This window comes from Bacillus sp. FSL H8-0534, assembly GCF_038005885.1.
In the GTDB taxonomy this organism is placed as follows: domain Bacteria; phylum Bacillota; class Bacilli; order Bacillales; family Bacillaceae_G; genus Bacillus_A; species Bacillus_A pseudomycoides.
Window position 1 is genome coordinate 2,145,279 of the sequence record NZ_JBBOUC010000001.1, and the last position, 17,023, is coordinate 2,162,301.

The window sequence follows — 17,023 nt, forward strand, 5'->3', positions numbered from 1 at the left end:
ATAAGTTGAGAATGGAAAACTCGCATCAATTGGGTCCTTACTGCCCAATTGATGCGAGTTAAACGAATAAAAAAGCAGTACCACCCGCTATAAAAGTGTTGGTACTGCCATATAGAGTGACAAGTGTTTTGTTAATTAAAACGTACTTGCTACTTTAATCGCTTTTTCAAGCCCTGCAGCAATAATCTCTTCTGCTTTATCAGGGAATTGATTGTGTCCTTCAATCACTACTTTCTCTATATCTTTTGCACCGAAGAAGCCCATCATACTTACTACATATTTAATAGCCATTTCCATTTCAGCTTTTGGGCCTTTCGAATATACACCGCCACTTGCATTTAATAATGCAACTTTCTTATCTCCAATAAGACCTACTGGACCTTCTGGCGTATATTTAAATGTTTTGCCCGTGCGGTTTAAGTAATCAATATATGTGTGTAGTACAGCTGGGATTGTTAAGTTCCATAATGGGAAAGCAAACACAACTTTATCAGCTGCAAGGAATTGATCTAAATATTTATCAGCAACAGCTACTGCTTTTGCTTCTTCTGCTGTTAAATCAACTCCTCTACCAGACTTAAATGTCCCGTTAATCATATCTACTCCTACATATGGTAATTCTTCATTGTATAAATCAAGCTCTACCACTGTATCATTTGGATGTGATTCTTTATAACTTGCTAAAAAAGCCTCATATAATTTCACACTAACTGCTTGTTCTGCTGGACGATTGTTTGCTTTTACAAATAAAACTGTTGTCATGCTTTTTTCCTCCTATTACTCACTCTTACGTTTTTCTATATTTACTCACTAAAAAGGGGTATCCTATTACTTTTATAACAAAAATAATATAGTCAACTTAATTGACTTCGTTATGCATTTTACAATAGAATCCCAATACAGTCAATCTGGTTGACTGTATTTTTTAAAATTTATATTTCACCACTAATTTAATCTAGCATTAACAATCCCCATCTATACTACATTGCAGTCCATCCAACTCATTCTCTTTATTCTTCTCTATTTCTTGATCAATTGCCTTTGTTAATTTTTCTTTGCTAGTAAAACCTTGAATAACTTCGTCACCAATAATGAACGTTGGAACAGCCATAATTTGTGCTTCTACATGGGCATGCTTTATAGCTTCTCGATGCATTTTTCGGTACTTTCGTGATACTAATGCTTCTTTAAATGCTTCCTGAGAAAGTCCCACTTCGTCCGCTAATTTTGTTAACACTTCGATGTCTTCAATACTTTGTTCCTCTTGGAAATGTGCAATAAACACTCTATGGTGAAACTCATTTCCTTTTCCATGTTCCTTTGCAAATTGGTAACCTTCAAACGCAAGGTGCGTATACGAACGCAAATGTGGTAACTTTATTTCTAATCCTAATTTTTTAGCAGTAGGATAAATAAATGAATTCCAAGCTTCCATTACACGAGGTTGAGTCCGTGGATCAATTTTCGGAGATGGACTAGGACGCAATTCAAATGGCATCCATTCTACTTTTACATCTTTTTCCTTTACAACCTCATCTAAAGGACCTGTTCCTAAAAAACAAAATGGACATATAAAATCAGAATAAACTATAATTTTCACAGTCATATATACGTTCCCTCACTTTTCTTTTTATCGCTCTAAGCATAACTATACAAGTTACAATTAGAGCGATAAAATATACACTTTATACGAAGAATTTATTTTTATTTACTAATGATGTAACGAGTTGTTCCATTGCCATATTCTCTAATACTTGATCCATCGCTTCTTGTGTGTGGGCTAAAATAATTTGTATATTTGCTCCCATAGGACAAGTAAAATTCGGTTTTTTATGGAAATGAATCAACTTTTCCTCTTCTACATCATCCTCCACTCGATACATGTCTAATAAGGTATCTACACTGGTTTTTTAGAAAAAGAAAATAGTTTCTTTTGTAACTGATATTTTCTAATCCTATCTTGATAACGATGGTATACCGCCAGGGAAATGAGAAAACTCTAATTTTTCTTAATGTGAGGTCTTCCCAGTTTGCGTACAATATACTGATTATGAATACAAATTTATCTTGGTTCGATTACAATGTAGCAATACATTGACTTTACAATATTTTTTTAAAACTATAATCCATTTCTCCAGCTAGCGCTTCAGGCGTATCACCTGTTTCTCTGAAATCATGTGTATAAATTTCTTCAAATGGTCCAAAATCTATTTGCTTATAAAACTCAAAACAAGGGAATCCATCATGTGTACCTTGAATATCGACAGTACCATCTTTTTGGACACGTACAGTTAATAGATAGTCAACAGGAGGTGCATATACATTTAATGGTTGGCTAGCACTTGCACTCATTTGAAACTTGACGTCATCAGAACTCCATACAATATCAGTACACAAAATATCTTCCGTACTAGCTTTTCCTGTTCTTTTATTAACAGAACCATCTAGTGTTGTGACTTTTTCTGTTGTTATACCAGTATTTGCATATGAGAAAATTTCTTTTTTATAAAAATCTGCAACTACTTCCTGTTCAACTCTTGAGCGCATAGTGTTTACAGTATAAGGGGTAAATTCACGTGAATCACCTTCGAATTGAATTATATTACCCGTTTGAGTATCCTTCATAGGTTCAGTCCAAGACATTGGAATAAATACACTTGCTTTAATTTTAACAATGTGAGTCATACAGAACCTCCATAGTATATTGATTATTTATTAAATCATATTTCTTTCATAACAAAAGCGATGTAGTCAATTTGATTGACTATACCGCTTATAGTACAATGAGATTTAAATAAAGTCAACTTGATTGACTTTATTTAAGGAGGTTTTATACATGAATCAACGAGTATTTAGTGAATTAGATCTTACATCACTTTTGTCATTATCCTTTAGTACGGTGATTAATGAACTACATGACAGATTGAATGAATTGGGATTTGGAGATATTAGACCTGCACATGGTTTTATGTTTAAATGTATTACCCCTGATGGAGCAACAGGTATAGAACTAGCCGAATACTTAGGAATTACAAAACAAGCTGTAAGTAAAATGGTGGATTATCTTGAGAAAAGTGGTTATGTAATGCGCCAAACTCACCCCACTGATAAAAGAGGGAAGATTATCGTTTTGACCGAACGAGGATGGTTAGTATTGAAAGCAAAAGAAGAAATACTAACTGATATTGAGAGACGCTGGATTGAAAACATAGGTGCTGAGCGCATGCAAATGCTCAAAGAAGATTTAACAAAATTAGTTTATGAAACAAATGAAGGTAAATTGTCATTGAGGTTTAGACCTGTTTGGTAAATATAGAGGGTTCTGTTGCAAAGTTTTCTACATGAAGCTACACTCTAGAAAACAGGATCTAGGAGAATCAGACATGAGATATTTTAAAGGAAAACAATTCAAGAAAGATATTATTTTAGTAGCCGCCCTGTACTACTGCCGTTTTTCTTTAAGTTATCGTGATGTATCTGAAATCCTGAAAGAACGTGGTATTTCAGTTCACCCAACAACCATCATGCGATGGGTTCATGAATATGGCAATCTCACCTATCAAATTTGGAAAGTGAAAAAACTTCCCTGAAAATTTCCTAATGTAGTCTTAGCTTGATAGCGATGTGGCGAGACCCCTTAGTATAGTGAGTTTTAAAAATATGGCTATATCCCTTAACAAAATTAAGCTTCTCTCTTAGGGAGTCGTTTAATTTTGTTTTTTATGGTTTGTATTTTTTAAAAATATAGTTTGAATTGCAATTGTTAGAAAAGTAGACTATATTAGCGAGAGTGTATGAAAGAAAAGCATTAAAAAGATGGGGTTTGTTGACCAAGATACATGTAATTTCAGTTCACAGCCTGTATTATATATATTTCTAACATCAGGTTTTGATATAGAAAAAAGGTATTGCACTAATAATGGTACGGATTATTTTTGATAGAGTATTTTTGTTACATCTAGTTCATCAGTTAGGGTATTTCATATTTTCAAATAAAAACGAACGTTTATATTACAAATATCTTCAGAAAATAGTTTTTGGTAAATAATGTATCCCTATGATCTAGTTTTACACGTATCTCAGCTGACTTCTAAGAGCAATTTAAAATTCATTATTTTTCAGGAGATGAGTAATATGTTTGTTTATTTCTATTATTTGATTTTGTATTTTTTTGCAGTAATATTCGGAATGGATATTATTACTTTTGCAGATTCATTCATTACTAGGTTTATAGAGCCAGATTCAGTAGAAATATTTATTTGTATGTTAATAGTATCTAATATATTGTCAGCTATATTTTCATTCAGTTTACACTTTATCTATACTTGGAAACATGATTCAAATACATTTTTAAAAAGGTTCTATCAGGTACATTTTTTTGCTACATATATTTCCGGGGCGTTTTCTATAGTAAATATAGGAGGGAAAACACTGGAGGAATGGGGAATTAAAGGTACTTCGGTAGATGGGAATACAAAAGTGTTTTTTCTTATGTTGTTCTTTATTGCAATATCAAATAATGCTTTTTATAAAACTTTTGAAAAAGGGATTGTTGATAAACTTGAATTCACGGTAAATATAATGAAGTTAAAGATAAAAAGAATAAAGTGAAACTTCCATCCCCACTGATAAAAGATAGAGATATTTGTATCTCTATCTTTTTTATTTGATTTTTTATTCTTGCGTCTATGCAAACGACAAGCGTCGGCAAAATATGTACGATTGTAGTCGATGGATCATTAAAGGATTTGCAAAACACCTATGGGATTTTTTTATTAGGAGGTGTTTACTTTTCTTAAGTTGATAGATGTGTGGCAGTACCCCATCGCCATCAAGCTAAAATTTTGAAGTACCCCCAAAACAAAAATTTCATCTCACTTTTTTGTTTTATAGATTATTAATTTCTTTTATCACATGAAGATTTCGTTCGAACTCAAATAAAAAGGAAATCATGATTTTCTCTAATTCAGCCTTATTTAAAACATCATCAATGATTACAACTTGATAAGTACTGTCCTTTCCTTTTGCAGGAACAATCATTTTCATGCCCTTTACATTACTTCCAGTCATTTTACCAAAGATGAATTGTGCTCCTTCCAGTTCATAATTTTCTATCTTGTCATTGTCATTAATCCACTGATAAAAGGGATCTCTTCCTCCTTCTAAAATGGCGGATTGATAAATTGTATAACCAAACTCTCCAGCTCATAGTGCTTCCATTTAAAATCCACTGGTTTTTTCATCGTCGTACACGTCCTTTATTTATGAATATTTTCAGTGTACACAATGATAGTATTTTTTGCACCAGAACCAAGTAGTTTATGTGAAATGAAACATTGGGATTTTTCAGGAATTAAAAATAAGATATTTTTTTATTTTATTAATTCACATAATTTTAAAAATTAAAATCTTTAATTGTTAATATTTGTTATATAATGAAATTGTCAACCAGTCATCAAATAGTGTCCCTTATGTTTCTGTTGGAACCGTTTGATGGTCCCGTGTATTAACCGTCTAAGTTACAATGCACATGCGTATATATGATTTTCAATCTATCCATGAATGTATATAAACAGCTAAAAGAATGATAAAGGATTAAAATTATTTTACTTTTGAGAAGTATATTCTTGTACAAGAATCAATAAACAAAATATCATAACATAAAAAAAGAATTGCAAGCCATGTATTCTCTAAAAATAATAAATGTAAAATATGGCTAAATTCCCTAAGGATGCAGCCGGTGTTTTGTGAAGGTAAATTGAATAGAAAAAACATTCATTTAATAGGTGGATTGTTAAGTGTATTTATTTTTAAATACATAGATTTAAATTCTAAAAATTGATTTTTTGAATTAGTTTTTAATAGTATAGAATAATATTTACGCCCGTACATTTAGTTAAGTAAGTAGTATCTTTAACAAATATGGTAAATCCAATTAAACGATAAAGATTATAAGAAAATATGAAATTATAACACAATCATTATTTACACCTATAAATTTCTGAATAATCAAACTAATATTCTTTTACAGAAAATATAATCAGCATGTAAGGTTTTTCCTGAAAATTTGATGAATGGTGGGAATGAGATGAAACGTAGAATGTTAACAAAATGTTTTGGAATTATAAGTTTAATCATTATGTTGCTAGGGATTTCTATTCCACAAGCAGCAGCCGAGATAATACATCAAGAAAAGTTTCAAATGAACTGGAATTATATTAAATTCAAAGGTACTGAAGTAAAGGTAAAGGCAGACTTACTAAGAACGTCATCAAAAGATGTTGCATATTGTTTATCACCTGATCTGAATTCACCTAATGGAGATGATCTTTCTGAAATTGGAAAAGAGAATGATTTTGTATATCGTGTCTTACTTTATGGATACCCTCAAAAAACGCCGGCTGAATTAGGAGTTTCTACAAAAGAGGAAGCCTACTATGCAACTCAACTAGCTATCTGGATTGCATCTAAAAAAATTGAAATTGCCGATTCAAAGCCAGAAAACCAACAGGTATATAACCTTGTAAAGCATTTGGTAGAAAAAGCTTCTAAAGGTACTGAAGTTCAGGAAACATATTTGAACGTAATACCTACTGGAAAACAAACTGTAGAGCAAAATGGGGAATATTTTGAAACAAATTTATATAGAGTTCAATCAAATTCAGTATCTGGAGTATACTCAGTTCAAATGGAGGGTGCACCAGAAGGAGCTAAAATTATAAATGAACAAGGTGAAAAAAAGAATGAATTCTCTATAGAGGAAAAATTTAAAGTTATGATTCCCAAAAACGCAACAAGTGGAAATTTCAAGATCAGAGTAAATGCAAAATTGCAGAGCTTACAAGCAGTTACCTTTGATGGCCAACAAAGGATTCAAGATGTAACTGCTTTATTACCAAGAATGAGTGAAAAAAGCAGTACAGATATAGTAGTAGGATGGGAATTTTGGGGGTCATTAAAAATTATGAAGGTAGGAGAAAATAGAGAGGCTTTAAAAGGGGCAGTGTTTGAGGTTGTAAGTGAAAATGGGGATTTTAGACAAGAAATCACTACAACTGAGAATGGGATTGCTACATTAAATAAACTTCCTACCGGTACGTATGTTGTAAAAGAAATTCAGGCTCCAGAAGGTTATGTACTTGATCCTACAATAAAAAAAATGGAAGTAAAAACTGGCGAGATAGCAGAAATAGAAATAAAGAATCAAAAAATAACAAGTGGCCTGGAAATTAAAAAAGTGCATGCTACATATGGAAATGCTAAACAATCTTATGATATACAAAGTAAAGAGGGCGCAATGGAAAATGATCTTGCAAGTAAGGAAAAGCATCACCTGCCATCAACAGGAACGAAGTTTCCAACTGTCCCGTTTGTAGGACTAGGATTGATTATTTTAGGAATCTATATATTAAAAATAGGGAAAAATCATAGTTAAAAACTATAAACAATAAGGGTTTTGTTACCAATGCTTAAAGTTAAATATGCTAAGAAATGTTTTGTGAAAAATGTAGATTATAACAATCCCTAAAATTGAAAACGCTTGCAATAAATGCAATTATGAAAAATCTATATGATATACCTAAACGTGCTCTCCAGGATCAAATACAACGAGCGAATTTATTAAGTATTCCGATTAATCCCATTATTATATGAAACGCCGTATATTTAAGTAAATCTGTAGAAACGTTAAAAAGTAAGTATGAGTTTAATGAAGAACTATTAAAACATATCTCATCATTAGGATGGGAGCATATCAACTTTTTAAGTGAGCATCGATTTGATATAAAAGATTATATATTGAGTTCATTCCAAACTGATGTATATTCATAAAAAGCACGTTACTATTCTCATTAACATAAGAGAATAGTAACGTGCTTTTTACTTTGAGAATAGCCTAAATGCTTAAGTTGATGGATGCGTGGTGCTACCCCATGCCCATCAAGCTAAGGTTTTATTACACCCCCAAAACGATAAAATGAGATGTCTTGTTACAAGAGGGTTTAAAATTTCGTTCTGAGATGCTGCAAAATTTTAACTTGATGGGCATGAGTCTGTACCCTTAAAAAAGAAGTGATGTTTAGAAGAAAGGCGCGATATTTTAAAAGAAATTTGCGGAATTTTACCCCCTTAAGTATTTTTTCCTAAAGAGGATTTTTATGTCCAAAGAAGAACATTTTATATTGAAAAGCGGTTTAAAGAGGTCTGCGGGATAGGTTCTGTGTCTGAATATTAGTCGTGGTTAAAAATGCAAGATGTTTCGCCACAAGGGCATTCTACAAGATTAAATTGATGAATAAAAAACTTTTTTTGAGTTGTGCAGTATATTCTAAATATAATCTCACTTATGAACGAGCAATCAGTCGGTGACGACATCTCAGTAAAAATCCTCTCTTAATGTTATAAAAGAAGCGATAGAAATTAGTAGCCTTTTGTGTCTGCACACTAAACTATTGGAGGGATTAAAATGTTAAACAAAAGTGTCGTCCTCTACACTGAGGAAAATGGTATTGCAAGAATTACATTAAACAGACCGGAAGCACTAAATGCGTTAAACCGAGATGTTCTTGAGCAACTTTCCTCCGTCTTGGACAGGGTTAAAACTAATTCAAGTGTAAAAGCATTGATAATTATCGGTGCTGGAGAAAAGGCATTTTCAGCAGGTGCTGACATTCAGTTTCTCAATAAAGCCACTCCACTAGAAGTACGGGATTTAGCTCAGTTGGCTGTTACGGTTACTCATAAAATCGAGTCATTAGGAAAAGTGGTTGTTGCTGCCATCAACGGATTTGCACTAGGAGGTGGACTTGAGTTAGCTGAATCCTGTACGATTCGTATTTGTGCTAATCATGCTAGATTAGGACATCCTGAAGTTCGTATTGGAGCTGTTGCCGGATTTGGAGGAACTACGAGATTGCCCAGACTTATAGGTAAGGGGCGTGCTACAGAGCTGCTGCTCACTGGAGCCGCGATAAGCGCAGACGAAGCTTATAGAATAGGACTGGTTAATAGGACTGTTGAGCCTGATAAATTATTATCAGAGGCAGAAGCGCTTATCCAAGAAATTCTATCTCAGGCTCCTATCGCAGTAAAAATGACTTGGGAGGCAATTCATCGGGGAGGTAATTTAACTTTAGAAGAGTCCGCACGTCTTGGAGCAGATTATTTCGGCTTGATAGCGTCCACAGAGGACTTCAGAGAAGGTACTAAATCATTTTTAGAAAAGACCAAACCATTATTTAAAGAAAGATAGTTAATCGAACCAATTATTTTGGGAATTAATATAAAGAATGAAAAAAAAAACAGGCCAATAATAGTTTTGATCCCCCATATTATCTTTCCCAACTATCCAACTTGAAGGTAATTTCAATAATAATTCTGCATATTTAAACTCACTTTCTTCATTTGAATAATCCATAGGTGCATCACTCATACCTGTAGTTACGAGAGTTACAAAATCATTATTCATTGACGGAGGAATTATATGAATATTGACTGAAACTCTACTACCAGGAACAATCTCACTTATAGTATTTTGAATAGTTCCAAAGTATTTAGTTACATGCTCTAAGATTTCATCATGATAATCTTGATTTTTACCATTTACTTCGGTTATAGTAGCGGTCAATTCTTTTTGGCCTTCTATTAACTTAACAATTTCCACTTGACCCTGTTCCCTTGCAAAAGTTAATGCATCCATATCTTTCACGGATTCACCACTATATTTAACATTAATATCTATACCGCTTTCGATTAAAAATTGAGCTTTTCCATTTCTAAATAACTGTAGAGATATAAAATTTTTGTTTTGGGGTTATTTCAAAATCTTAACTTGATGGATGTGTGGTGCTACCCCATTACCATCAACTTAAAAGTACTTACTACCCATTATTGTTATAAACGTTATTCTTCCTAGATTAATAAGAAGAGATGAAAAAAACACCTTCACAGGTGTCTTTTTTCATTATAGAAATATCTTAAAATAGATATCTGATGTCATTTATTCAATAAAAAAACCTTTGTTACATCATAGCGCCGTTATCTTTGAATGAATACCATTTCCCATCAATGAAATGTTTACCTGTTGCCATCGCACCGCTAGACTGCAAATAATACCATGTGCCATTATCTTGCACCCAGCCTGTTGTCATCGGGCCATCATAAAAGTAATACCATTTCCCGTTATAACTTAGCCAACCTGCGTGGCTTGCTCCAGTTTTATCATCAAAGTAATACCATTCACCATCAATTAATTTCCAGCCTGTAAACATTGATCCATCTGGATTGAAGTACCAACAAGTACCTCCTTCACACATTTTCCCTGTCCACATGGCACCACTGTCAGCGAAAACGTAACGCTTTCCTCCCTCATCTAACCAACCTTCGTCCCACCCATTAGCTGAGCTTTTCATTGTGCCATTTGCATTTAAGTAATACCATGTGCCCTTATCTTTTAACCAGCCTGTTTTCATCGTTCCATCTGCATTCAGGTAGTACCAATTCCCATTATCTTCAATCCAACCTGTTTGCATCTTAGAAGCCACAAAGTAATACCAGCTTCCTTTATAACTTAGCCAACCATTATGAGTATTAAAATGCGTCCGGCTTTCTTCGAAGTAGTACCATTCATTATTAATCAAATTCCAACCAGTTGCCATTGCTCCATCAGATAAGAAATAATTACCATCAGGATGTGAACCTATCCAATTGTTTACTTTCATATCTCCAGAGCCTGGATTCATGTAGTATATCTTACCATTATATTCAAGATAGCCCTCGTGTAAGTTTCCTCCTTGGTGAACGTAATACCATTCTCCTTCGTACTGAACCCAGCCTTCGTTCGTATATAACGCACCGTCTGCTCCTAATAAATAACATGAACCTTGATTAAAAATATTACCCGTTTTCATTGCTCCACTTTCAGCAAAGTAGTACCACTTTCCTCCATCACTTAACCAGCTATTACTTTTCATTGCCCCATCCGCATTCAAGTAATACCATGTACCATTATCTTTTAACCACCCTGTTTTCTTCACACCATTTTGATCATAGAAATACCATGTATTCCCCTCTTTTACCCAACCTGTTTTCTGCATTGCCTGTTCTGTTTTTGGAGCAAGTTGTTTTACAGCTTCTTGGTTTTCAGCATGAGATACTGCAGGAACTACAAACATTGCAGACATTAAAACTGGTAAAATAACTTTCTTCATTTTCCATATCCCCCAAATAATGAATAATTTTAGTTTTTATTTCCACAAACAGAATTATATTATGATATTTAAATATAATCAATAGTTTTTGTAACAAAAATGTAATCTTTTTTAATTTAACGACACAAAATATCTATTAATGTAATTATCGTTACTTTACAGTTACAATGTAAGTATCATTACACATCTATCAACTTAAGGGATTAATTGTCCCAAAAACGAAAAAGATGAGTCGAATTCTCATAAATAACTGTAAAAAGGTAAAGTTTTCGTTATGGGGGGTGACCTGTTTTCTTAGGTTGATGGCGATGTGGTGCTATCCCAATATTATCTTTACAAAAGTGTATCTTCCCCCCTTTATAATAAATCGAATTCTCTACCTCAGAACAATTTATCTTACTAATTGCATACGAATCCCTAAAACTACAGCTTGCGTGCGGTCTGCCACCTCAAGTTTCTGAATAATGTTATGTACATGGGTTTTAACAATTCCTTCTGAAATATACAGTATATTTGCTATTTCTTTATTCTTCTTTCCATATGCTATGAGTTACAATATCTCAATTTCTCGATCTGTTAATGGTTCTATAAAAGATGAAGCCTTAGGCTGATTTGTTGAAATATTATCTCTAGAATTTATAATCTTTGTGAGCGCTTGTTTCGCTGTCATGCTATTATATAAAGTGGCGCCGCGCTGTATAGAACGTACACCATCTAATAGCTCTTTCGTTTGAGTATCCTTTAATAAATATCCGGCGGCATTTGTACATCCATCAACACGATATCAGGTATGCAGCGCAAAGCAATCTTTCCGGCATCCTTACCATTATCTGCTTCACCTACAACTTCCATATCTGATTGACTATTAAATATATACGTCAGCCCTTGTCTGATGATTGGTTGATCGTCCACTAACATGATTCGAATTTTTTATCGTTTTCATTCGTCGTCCCTCCTATCTCTAGGCTTCATCACATACACGATTCATTAAAGGAATAATCGCTTCCACCTTCAATCCCCCGTCTGAATTAACCGAAAAATTACAAGTTCCCCCAACAGATTGACACCGTTCAATCATTCCTTTTACTCCAAAACCATTTTGGTATAAATTTTCACTTAAAAATTGTCCATTATCGGAAACAATGAGCGATAATTCTTGTGCATGTTCTTGTATACATACATCTACTTCATTGGCAGCAGAATGACGTATTACATTTGTAATGGATTCCTGAAGAATACGGAACATTACAATGCTAATGTCCTCAGACCATTCAGAGAATTCTCCTTTTTCCTTTAGTTGAAACCGAATTTGTGAATTAATTTTTCGACATCTAAATCCCTGCTATACAGAATACAAAGTAACCTACACTCATTTGCGCTTTCTGTTTTTACTTCGCATGTGGCAGAAAAAGGCCCTGACCGCTTCTATGCATGGCCAGATGCTCTCTCCTACCTAAAAAGAAGGGTTTTATGTCCGGTTTTTAATTGATGTATATATAGTTTAAAATTCTTTAACAAATTCATTATGAAATTCTCCACCCTAAAAGTTGCATCATATCTTCATAGAGTCATAGAATTAATCTGTGGTCGAAAACGTAAAGAGCTGCTAGAATGCATTCCTGAAGAATACGAAGAATAAAGGAATGAACCGAAGTAAAAGCTAAAAAAATTAGAAAAGGAAAATGGAGAGATGAATTAAATGTTAAAGATCATCAAACATTTAAAACCATTTGTTGCCTCAATCATTGCAGTTATATGTCTATTATCCATACAAGCCGTATGTGACCTGTCACTGCCAGACTACATGTCTAACATTGTGAATGTAGGTATTCAGCAAAAAGGTGTAGAAAACGCAGTACCTGGGGTTATTCGTAAAAGTGAGCTCGATAAACTTACACTCTTTATGAATGAAAATGAGAAGAAAAAAGTAGATGACAACTATGTACTTTTAGATAAGAATAATCTTTCTCAAAGTGAGCTGAAAAATGACTTAAAAGATTATCCGCAGCTTGATAAAGAACCGCTTTATAAGCTACATACAGAGGATAAAAATACAATTAACGAACTTAACGATATATTCGGGAAACCAATGTTAATTACACAAGGAATTGAAAAAGACGGCTCATCTGCTTTCACTGCGCCAGGTGATAACAAAGCACCGGCGAAGCTTCCGCCAAATACAGATCCTTTTGCAGTAATTGCTAAACTGCCTCAAGATCAAATCGATGCAATGAAAGAAAAGGCGGATGAAAAGTTTAAGAATATGCCAGGCAGCATGGTAACACAGTCAGCCGTTTCATTCATTGAGAATGAATATAAAAAGATCGGTATCAATACAGATAAGCTTCAATCCAATTATATTCTTACTTCTGGCGGAAAAATGTTGCTTTTATCCTTAGTAAGTATGGCAGCTACCGTTATCGTGAGTTTACTTGCTGCAAAAGTGGCTGCTGGATTAGGTAGAGATCTTAGAAAGAAAGTATTTCGGAAGGTTACAAGCTTTTCTAATGCAGAGTTTGATAAGTTTTCCACTGCATCTCTAATCACAAGAAGTACAAATGATATTCAACAAGTGCAAACACTTATGGTTATGCTGCTTCGTATCGTATTCTATGCACCGATTTTAGGCATAGGCGGAATTATTAAGGTACTTACTACAGACCTTTCAATGGGATGGATTATCGCAGTTGCAGTTATCGCGATTTTAAGCTTAGTCATTGGTCTATTTAGCATCGCGATCCCTAAGTTTAAGAGTATCCAAAAGTTAGTAGATAAAATTAACTTGATCACTCGTGAATCTTTAACAGGTATGCTCGTTATTCGTGCTTTTAATAATCAAAAGCATGAAGAAAAGAAATTCGAAAAAGGAAATCAAGATTTAACAAGAACTAATTTATTTGTAAGCCGTTTAATGTCATTTATGATGCCAATGATGATGCTTATCATGAATGCCGTTACTGTACTTATTATTTGGGTTGGATCACACCAAGTGGATATGGGACATATGCAAGTTGGTGATATGATGGCATTTATGCAATATACAATGCAAATCATCATGGCCTTCTTAATGATTTCTATGGTATCCATTATGGTTCCGCGTGCTTCTGTATCCGCACAGCGCATTGCAGAAGTTTTAGATACTGACCTTTCTATTCATGACGCAGCGGAGCCAAAAACATTTGCCTCTGACAAGAGAGGCTACGTTGAATTTAAAAATGTTAGCTTTAAATATCCAGGTGCAGAAGAAGATGTGCTTTCCAATATTACCTTTACCGCAAAACCTGGAGAAACGACAGCTTTCATCGGAAGTACAGGTAGCGGTAAATCAACATTAATCAACTTAATTCCACGCTTTTACGATGTAACAAGCGGCCAAATATTAATAGATGGCACGGATATTAGAGAAGTATCTCAGAAGGAATTAAGAGAGAAAATTGGTTATGTACCGCAAAAAGGAGTTCTATTCTCAGGTACGATCGAAAGTAATTTGAAATACGGTAAGAAAGAAGCAACTGAAGAAGAACTCGCAAAAGCGGCAGAAATCGCGCAAGCTATGGAGTTTATTAACGCGAAACCTGAAAGCTTCCGTACAGAAATATCACAAGGTGGTACGAACGTTTCCGGTGGTCAAAAACAAAGACTTTCTATTGCGCGTGCTCTTACGAAAAAATCGGAAATCTTCATATTTGATGATAGTTTCTCAGCTCTTGACTTTAAGACAGACGCAGCCTTGCGGAGGGCTTTAAACAATGAGATTGCGGGAAGTACTATTCTACTTGTTGCCCAAAGAATAAGTACAATCATGAATGCAGATAAGATCATTGTACTTGATGAAGGAAAAATAGTTGGAACTGGTACTCATGAAGAGCTTATGGAAAACTGTGAAGTTTATAAGCAAATTGCTTTATCACAACTTTCAAGAGAGGAGTTGTCATCATGAGTGATAGAAAAATAGAAAATAGAAGACAAGGCAGTCCTGGTGGTGGCCATGGCGGCGGTCATATGGGCGGCGGCATGAGAAAGATTGAGAAGGCAAAAAATTTCAAAGAAACGATGAATAAGTTACTTCAATACTTAAAGCCATATAAGTTCTCAATCCTAATCGTTATTATTTTCGCAATCGGTAGTGCTGCCTTTGCAATCGTCGGTCCAAAGATTTTAGGTAAAGCGACAACAAAACTTTTCGAAGGACTCGTAGACAAAGTAACGGGCGTGCACGGTGCTGCTATTGACTTTACCTATATCGGAAACATTGCCCTCCTGCTCCTTGGATTATATATAGCGAGCACTGTGTTTTCCATTATACAAGGATATATCATTTCGGGAGTCGCACAAAAGGTATCTTATAACTTCAGAAAAGAAATTGATGAAAAGATCAACCGTATGCCGCTTAAGTACTTTGATAAAACGACACATGGAGAAGTATTATCTAGAGTTACAAATGACGTAGATACTGTGAGCCAAACTTTAAACCAAAGTATGTCGCAAATCATCACATCCGTTATTACAATCATCGGTGTACTCATCATGATGTTATCAATCAGCTGGCAAATGACATTAGTGGCGCTGTTAATACTGCCAGTATCCATGATGCTCATCATGGGAGTCGTCAAGAGATCACAAAAATACTTCAAATCCCAGCAAGAATATTTAGGGCACGTGAACGGTCAAGTTGAAGAAATTTATAGTGGTCACAATATCGTAAAAGCTTTTAACACTGAAGAAGAAGAAGTGAAAAAATTCGAAGAGGTGAATGATACTCTTTACCACTCTGCATGGAAATCTCAATTTTTATCCGGAATGATGATGCCGATTATGATGTTTATCGGTAATATCGGTTACGTAGCTGTATCCATTTTAGGCGGATGGCTCGCTGTAAAGAGAACAATTGCAGTTGGAGATATTTTAGCATTTGTGCAATATGTAAGAAGCTTTACGCAACCAATCGCTCAAGTAGCCCAAATCGCTAACGTACTTCAATCCACTGCAGCTGCTGCAGAAAGAGTTTTCGAATTTTTAGATGAAGAAGAAGAAATTCCGGAAGCAGAAAACCCAGTGAAGCTTCAAGAAGTTAAAGGAGAAGTTACATTCAAAGATGTTCAATTTGGATATAATCCAGATAAGATCATCATCAATAATTTCTCAGCTAATATTAAACCTGGACAAAAGGTAGCCATCGTAGGACCCACCGGAGCAGGAAAAACAACAATCGTAAAACTGTTAATGCGTTTCTATGACGTAAACAGCGGTGCGATCTGTATAGACGGTCACGATATAAAAGACTTTACGCGAGAAGACCTGCGCAGCATGTTCGGCATGGTACTGCAAGACACTTGGCTATTTAATGGTTCCATCATGGAAAACATACGTTACGGTAGACTGGGTGCAACCGACGAAGAAGTGATTGAAGCAGCAAACGCAGCCCACGTTCACAGCTTCGTAAAAACCTTACCAAATAAATATCAAATGGAACTAAACGAAGAAGCAAGCAACGTATCCCAAGGACAAAAGCAACTACTAACAATTGCCCGTGCCCTTCTAGCGGATCCGAAAATACTCATACTCGACGAAGCAACAAGCTCTATCGATACTCGTACAGAAGTGCTGATTCAAAAAGCCATGGAAAACCTCATGGAAGGCAGAACAAGCTTCATCATCGCTCATAGATTATCAACAATCCGTGATGCCGATTTAATCCTTGTCATGAAAGACGGGGATATTGTAGAACAAGGTAATCATGAAGAGTTATTGAAGGCTGATGGTTTCTATGCTTCGCTTTATAATAGTCAGTTTGAAGGTGCGGATGCTTCTTGAGT

Annotated in this window: 13 protein-coding genes and 4 pseudogenes; 8 read left to right on the top strand and 9 right to left on the bottom strand. The window is 34.6% G+C overall.

Annotation, left to right across the window (positions count from 1 at the left end; genetic code table 11):
* Window positions 1-135: 135 nt before the first annotated feature.
* The 4 genes from MHH71_RS11090 to MHH71_RS11105 form a co-directional block, all read right to left on the bottom strand.
* Complete coding sequence (locus MHH71_RS11090) at window positions 136-762, bottom strand: FMN-dependent NADH-azoreductase (RefSeq protein WP_006093763.1); 627 nt, start codon at window positions 760-762, stop codon at window positions 136-138.
* A gap of 199 nt (window positions 763-961) precedes the next feature.
* The gene (locus MHH71_RS11095) at window positions 962-1,606 is read right to left on the bottom strand and encodes a DsbA family oxidoreductase (protein WP_006093762.1); all 645 of its coding nucleotides are present in this window, start codon (window positions 1,604-1,606) and stop codon (window positions 962-964) included.
* Window positions 1,607-1,685: 79 nt separating this feature from the next.
* Window positions 1,686-1,883 (bottom strand): hypothetical protein, encoded by a 198-nt coding sequence (locus MHH71_RS11100; protein ID WP_162484051.1) that lies wholly within the window; start codon window positions 1,881-1,883, stop codon window positions 1,686-1,688.
* 217 nt (window positions 1,884-2,100) lie between these two features.
* Window positions 2,101-2,685 carry a DUF3238 domain-containing protein gene (locus MHH71_RS11105; RefSeq protein ID WP_006093760.1) on the bottom strand — a complete coding sequence of 195 codons (585 nt, stop codon included), beginning with the start codon at window positions 2,683-2,685 and terminating at the stop codon, window positions 2,101-2,103.
* A 151-nt stretch (window positions 2,686-2,836) separates the two neighbouring features.
* Between MHH71_RS11105 and MHH71_RS11110 the strand changes: the two genes are divergently transcribed.
* The 3 genes and pseudogenes from MHH71_RS11110 to MHH71_RS11120 all read left to right on the top strand — a co-directional run bounded on the left by MHH71_RS11110 (window position 2,837) and on the right by MHH71_RS11120 (window position 4,611).
* Entirely contained in the window at window positions 2,837-3,310 is a 474-nt protein-coding gene (locus tag MHH71_RS11110; RefSeq protein WP_006093759.1) for a MarR family winged helix-turn-helix transcriptional regulator, read from the top strand.
* 73 nt (window positions 3,311-3,383) lie between these two features.
* Window positions 3,384-3,578: pseudogene (locus tag MHH71_RS11115) on the top strand (IS6 family transposase); the annotation flags it as partial.
* Window positions 3,579-4,134: 556 nt separating this feature from the next.
* A complete protein-coding gene (locus MHH71_RS11120; protein ID WP_033798689.1) occupies window positions 4,135-4,611 on the top strand; it encodes a hypothetical protein in 477 nt (158 codons plus the stop codon).
* 276 nt (window positions 4,612-4,887) lie between these two features.
* Here MHH71_RS11120 and MHH71_RS11125 read toward each other — a convergent pair whose 3' ends face one another.
* Window positions 4,888-5,040 carry a hypothetical protein gene (locus MHH71_RS11125; RefSeq protein WP_018767548.1) on the bottom strand — a complete coding sequence of 51 codons (153 nt, stop codon included), beginning with the start codon at window positions 5,038-5,040 and terminating at the stop codon, window positions 4,888-4,890.
* A gap of 1,048 nt (window positions 5,041-6,088) precedes the next feature.
* Here MHH71_RS11125 and MHH71_RS11130 point away from each other — a divergent pair.
* The 3 genes and pseudogenes from MHH71_RS11130 to MHH71_RS11140 all read left to right on the top strand — a co-directional run bounded on the left by MHH71_RS11130 (window position 6,089) and on the right by MHH71_RS11140 (window position 9,250).
* A complete protein-coding gene (locus MHH71_RS11130) occupies window positions 6,089-7,435 on the top strand; it encodes a SpaA isopeptide-forming pilin-related protein (protein ID WP_018783607.1) in 1,347 nt (448 codons plus the stop codon).
* 230 nt (window positions 7,436-7,665) lie between these two features.
* Window positions 7,666-7,830 (top strand): annotated as a pseudogene (locus tag MHH71_RS11135) (hypothetical protein); the annotation flags it as partial.
* A 634-nt stretch (window positions 7,831-8,464) separates the two neighbouring features.
* Window positions 8,465-9,250, top strand: a complete 786-nt coding sequence (locus MHH71_RS11140; protein WP_006093753.1) for an enoyl-CoA hydratase/isomerase family protein — start codon at window positions 8,465-8,467, stop codon at window positions 9,248-9,250.
* A 51-nt stretch (window positions 9,251-9,301) separates the two neighbouring features.
* Here MHH71_RS11140 and MHH71_RS11145 read toward each other — a convergent pair.
* From MHH71_RS11145 to MHH71_RS11160, 4 genes and pseudogenes are all read right to left on the bottom strand, one after another.
* Window positions 9,302-9,763 (bottom strand): annotated as a pseudogene (locus MHH71_RS11145) (suppressor of fused domain protein); the annotation flags it as partial.
* Between the two features lie 256 nt (window positions 9,764-10,019).
* The gene (locus MHH71_RS11150; protein WP_006093751.1) at window positions 10,020-11,207 is read right to left on the bottom strand and encodes a glucan-binding protein; all 1,188 of its coding nucleotides are present in this window, start codon (window positions 11,205-11,207) and stop codon (window positions 10,020-10,022) included.
* A gap of 391 nt (window positions 11,208-11,598) precedes the next feature.
* Window positions 11,599-12,125, bottom strand: a pseudogene (locus MHH71_RS11155) (response regulator transcription factor).
* Window positions 12,126-12,168: 43 nt separating this feature from the next.
* Complete coding sequence (locus MHH71_RS11160; protein ID WP_006093748.1) at window positions 12,169-12,453, bottom strand: sensor histidine kinase; 285 nt, start codon at window positions 12,451-12,453, stop codon at window positions 12,169-12,171.
* A gap of 453 nt (window positions 12,454-12,906) precedes the next feature.
* Here MHH71_RS11160 and MHH71_RS11165 point away from each other — a divergent pair, with 453 nt between their 5' ends.
* Both MHH71_RS11165 and MHH71_RS11170 read left to right on the top strand, forming a co-directional pair.
* The gene (locus MHH71_RS11165) at window positions 12,907-15,147 is read left to right on the top strand and encodes an ABC transporter ATP-binding protein (protein ID WP_033798688.1); all 2,241 of its coding nucleotides are present in this window, start codon (window positions 12,907-12,909) and stop codon (window positions 15,145-15,147) included.
* Window positions 15,144-17,021: an ABC transporter ATP-binding protein gene (locus MHH71_RS11170; RefSeq protein WP_033798687.1), complete on the top strand. Its 1,878-nt coding sequence runs from the start codon at window positions 15,144-15,146 to the stop codon at window positions 17,019-17,021. The genes MHH71_RS11165 and MHH71_RS11170 overlap by 4 nt, the downstream gene beginning before the upstream one ends.
* Window positions 17,022-17,023 lie beyond the last annotated feature (2 nt).

Coding starts and splice junctions, on each gene's coding strand:
- MHH71_RS11090 (WP_006093763.1), bottom strand. CDS start 762: ATGACAACAGTTTTATTTGTAAAAGCAAACAATCGTCCAGCAGAACAA.
- MHH71_RS11095 (WP_006093762.1), bottom strand. CDS start 1,606: ATGACTGTGAAAATTATAGTTTATTCTGATTTTATATGTCCATTTTGT.
- MHH71_RS11100 (WP_162484051.1), bottom strand. CDS start 1,883: ATGTATCGAGTGGAGGATGATGTAGAAGAGGAAAAGTTGATTCATTTC.
- MHH71_RS11105 (WP_006093760.1), bottom strand. CDS start 2,685: ATGACTCACATTGTTAAAATTAAAGCAAGTGTATTTATTCCAATGTCT.
- MHH71_RS11110 (WP_006093759.1), top strand. CDS start 2,837: ATGAATCAACGAGTATTTAGTGAATTAGATCTTACATCACTTTTGTCA.
- MHH71_RS11120 (WP_033798689.1), top strand. CDS start 4,135: ATGTTTGTTTATTTCTATTATTTGATTTTGTATTTTTTTGCAGTAATA.
- MHH71_RS11125 (WP_018767548.1), bottom strand. CDS start 5,040: ATGATTGTTCCTGCAAAAGGAAAGGACAGTACTTATCAAGTTGTAATC.
- MHH71_RS11130 (WP_018783607.1), top strand. CDS start 6,089: ATGAAACGTAGAATGTTAACAAAATGTTTTGGAATTATAAGTTTAATC.
- MHH71_RS11140 (WP_006093753.1), top strand. CDS start 8,465: ATGTTAAACAAAAGTGTCGTCCTCTACACTGAGGAAAATGGTATTGCA.
- MHH71_RS11150 (WP_006093751.1), bottom strand. CDS start 11,207: ATGAAGAAAGTTATTTTACCAGTTTTAATGTCTGCAATGTTTGTAGTT.
- MHH71_RS11160 (WP_006093748.1), bottom strand. CDS start 12,453: ATGTTCCGTATTCTTCAGGAATCCATTACAAATGTAATACGTCATTCT.
- MHH71_RS11165 (WP_033798688.1), top strand. CDS start 12,907: ATGTTAAAGATCATCAAACATTTAAAACCATTTGTTGCCTCAATCATT.
- MHH71_RS11170 (WP_033798687.1), top strand. CDS start 15,144: ATGAGTGATAGAAAAATAGAAAATAGAAGACAAGGCAGTCCTGGTGGT.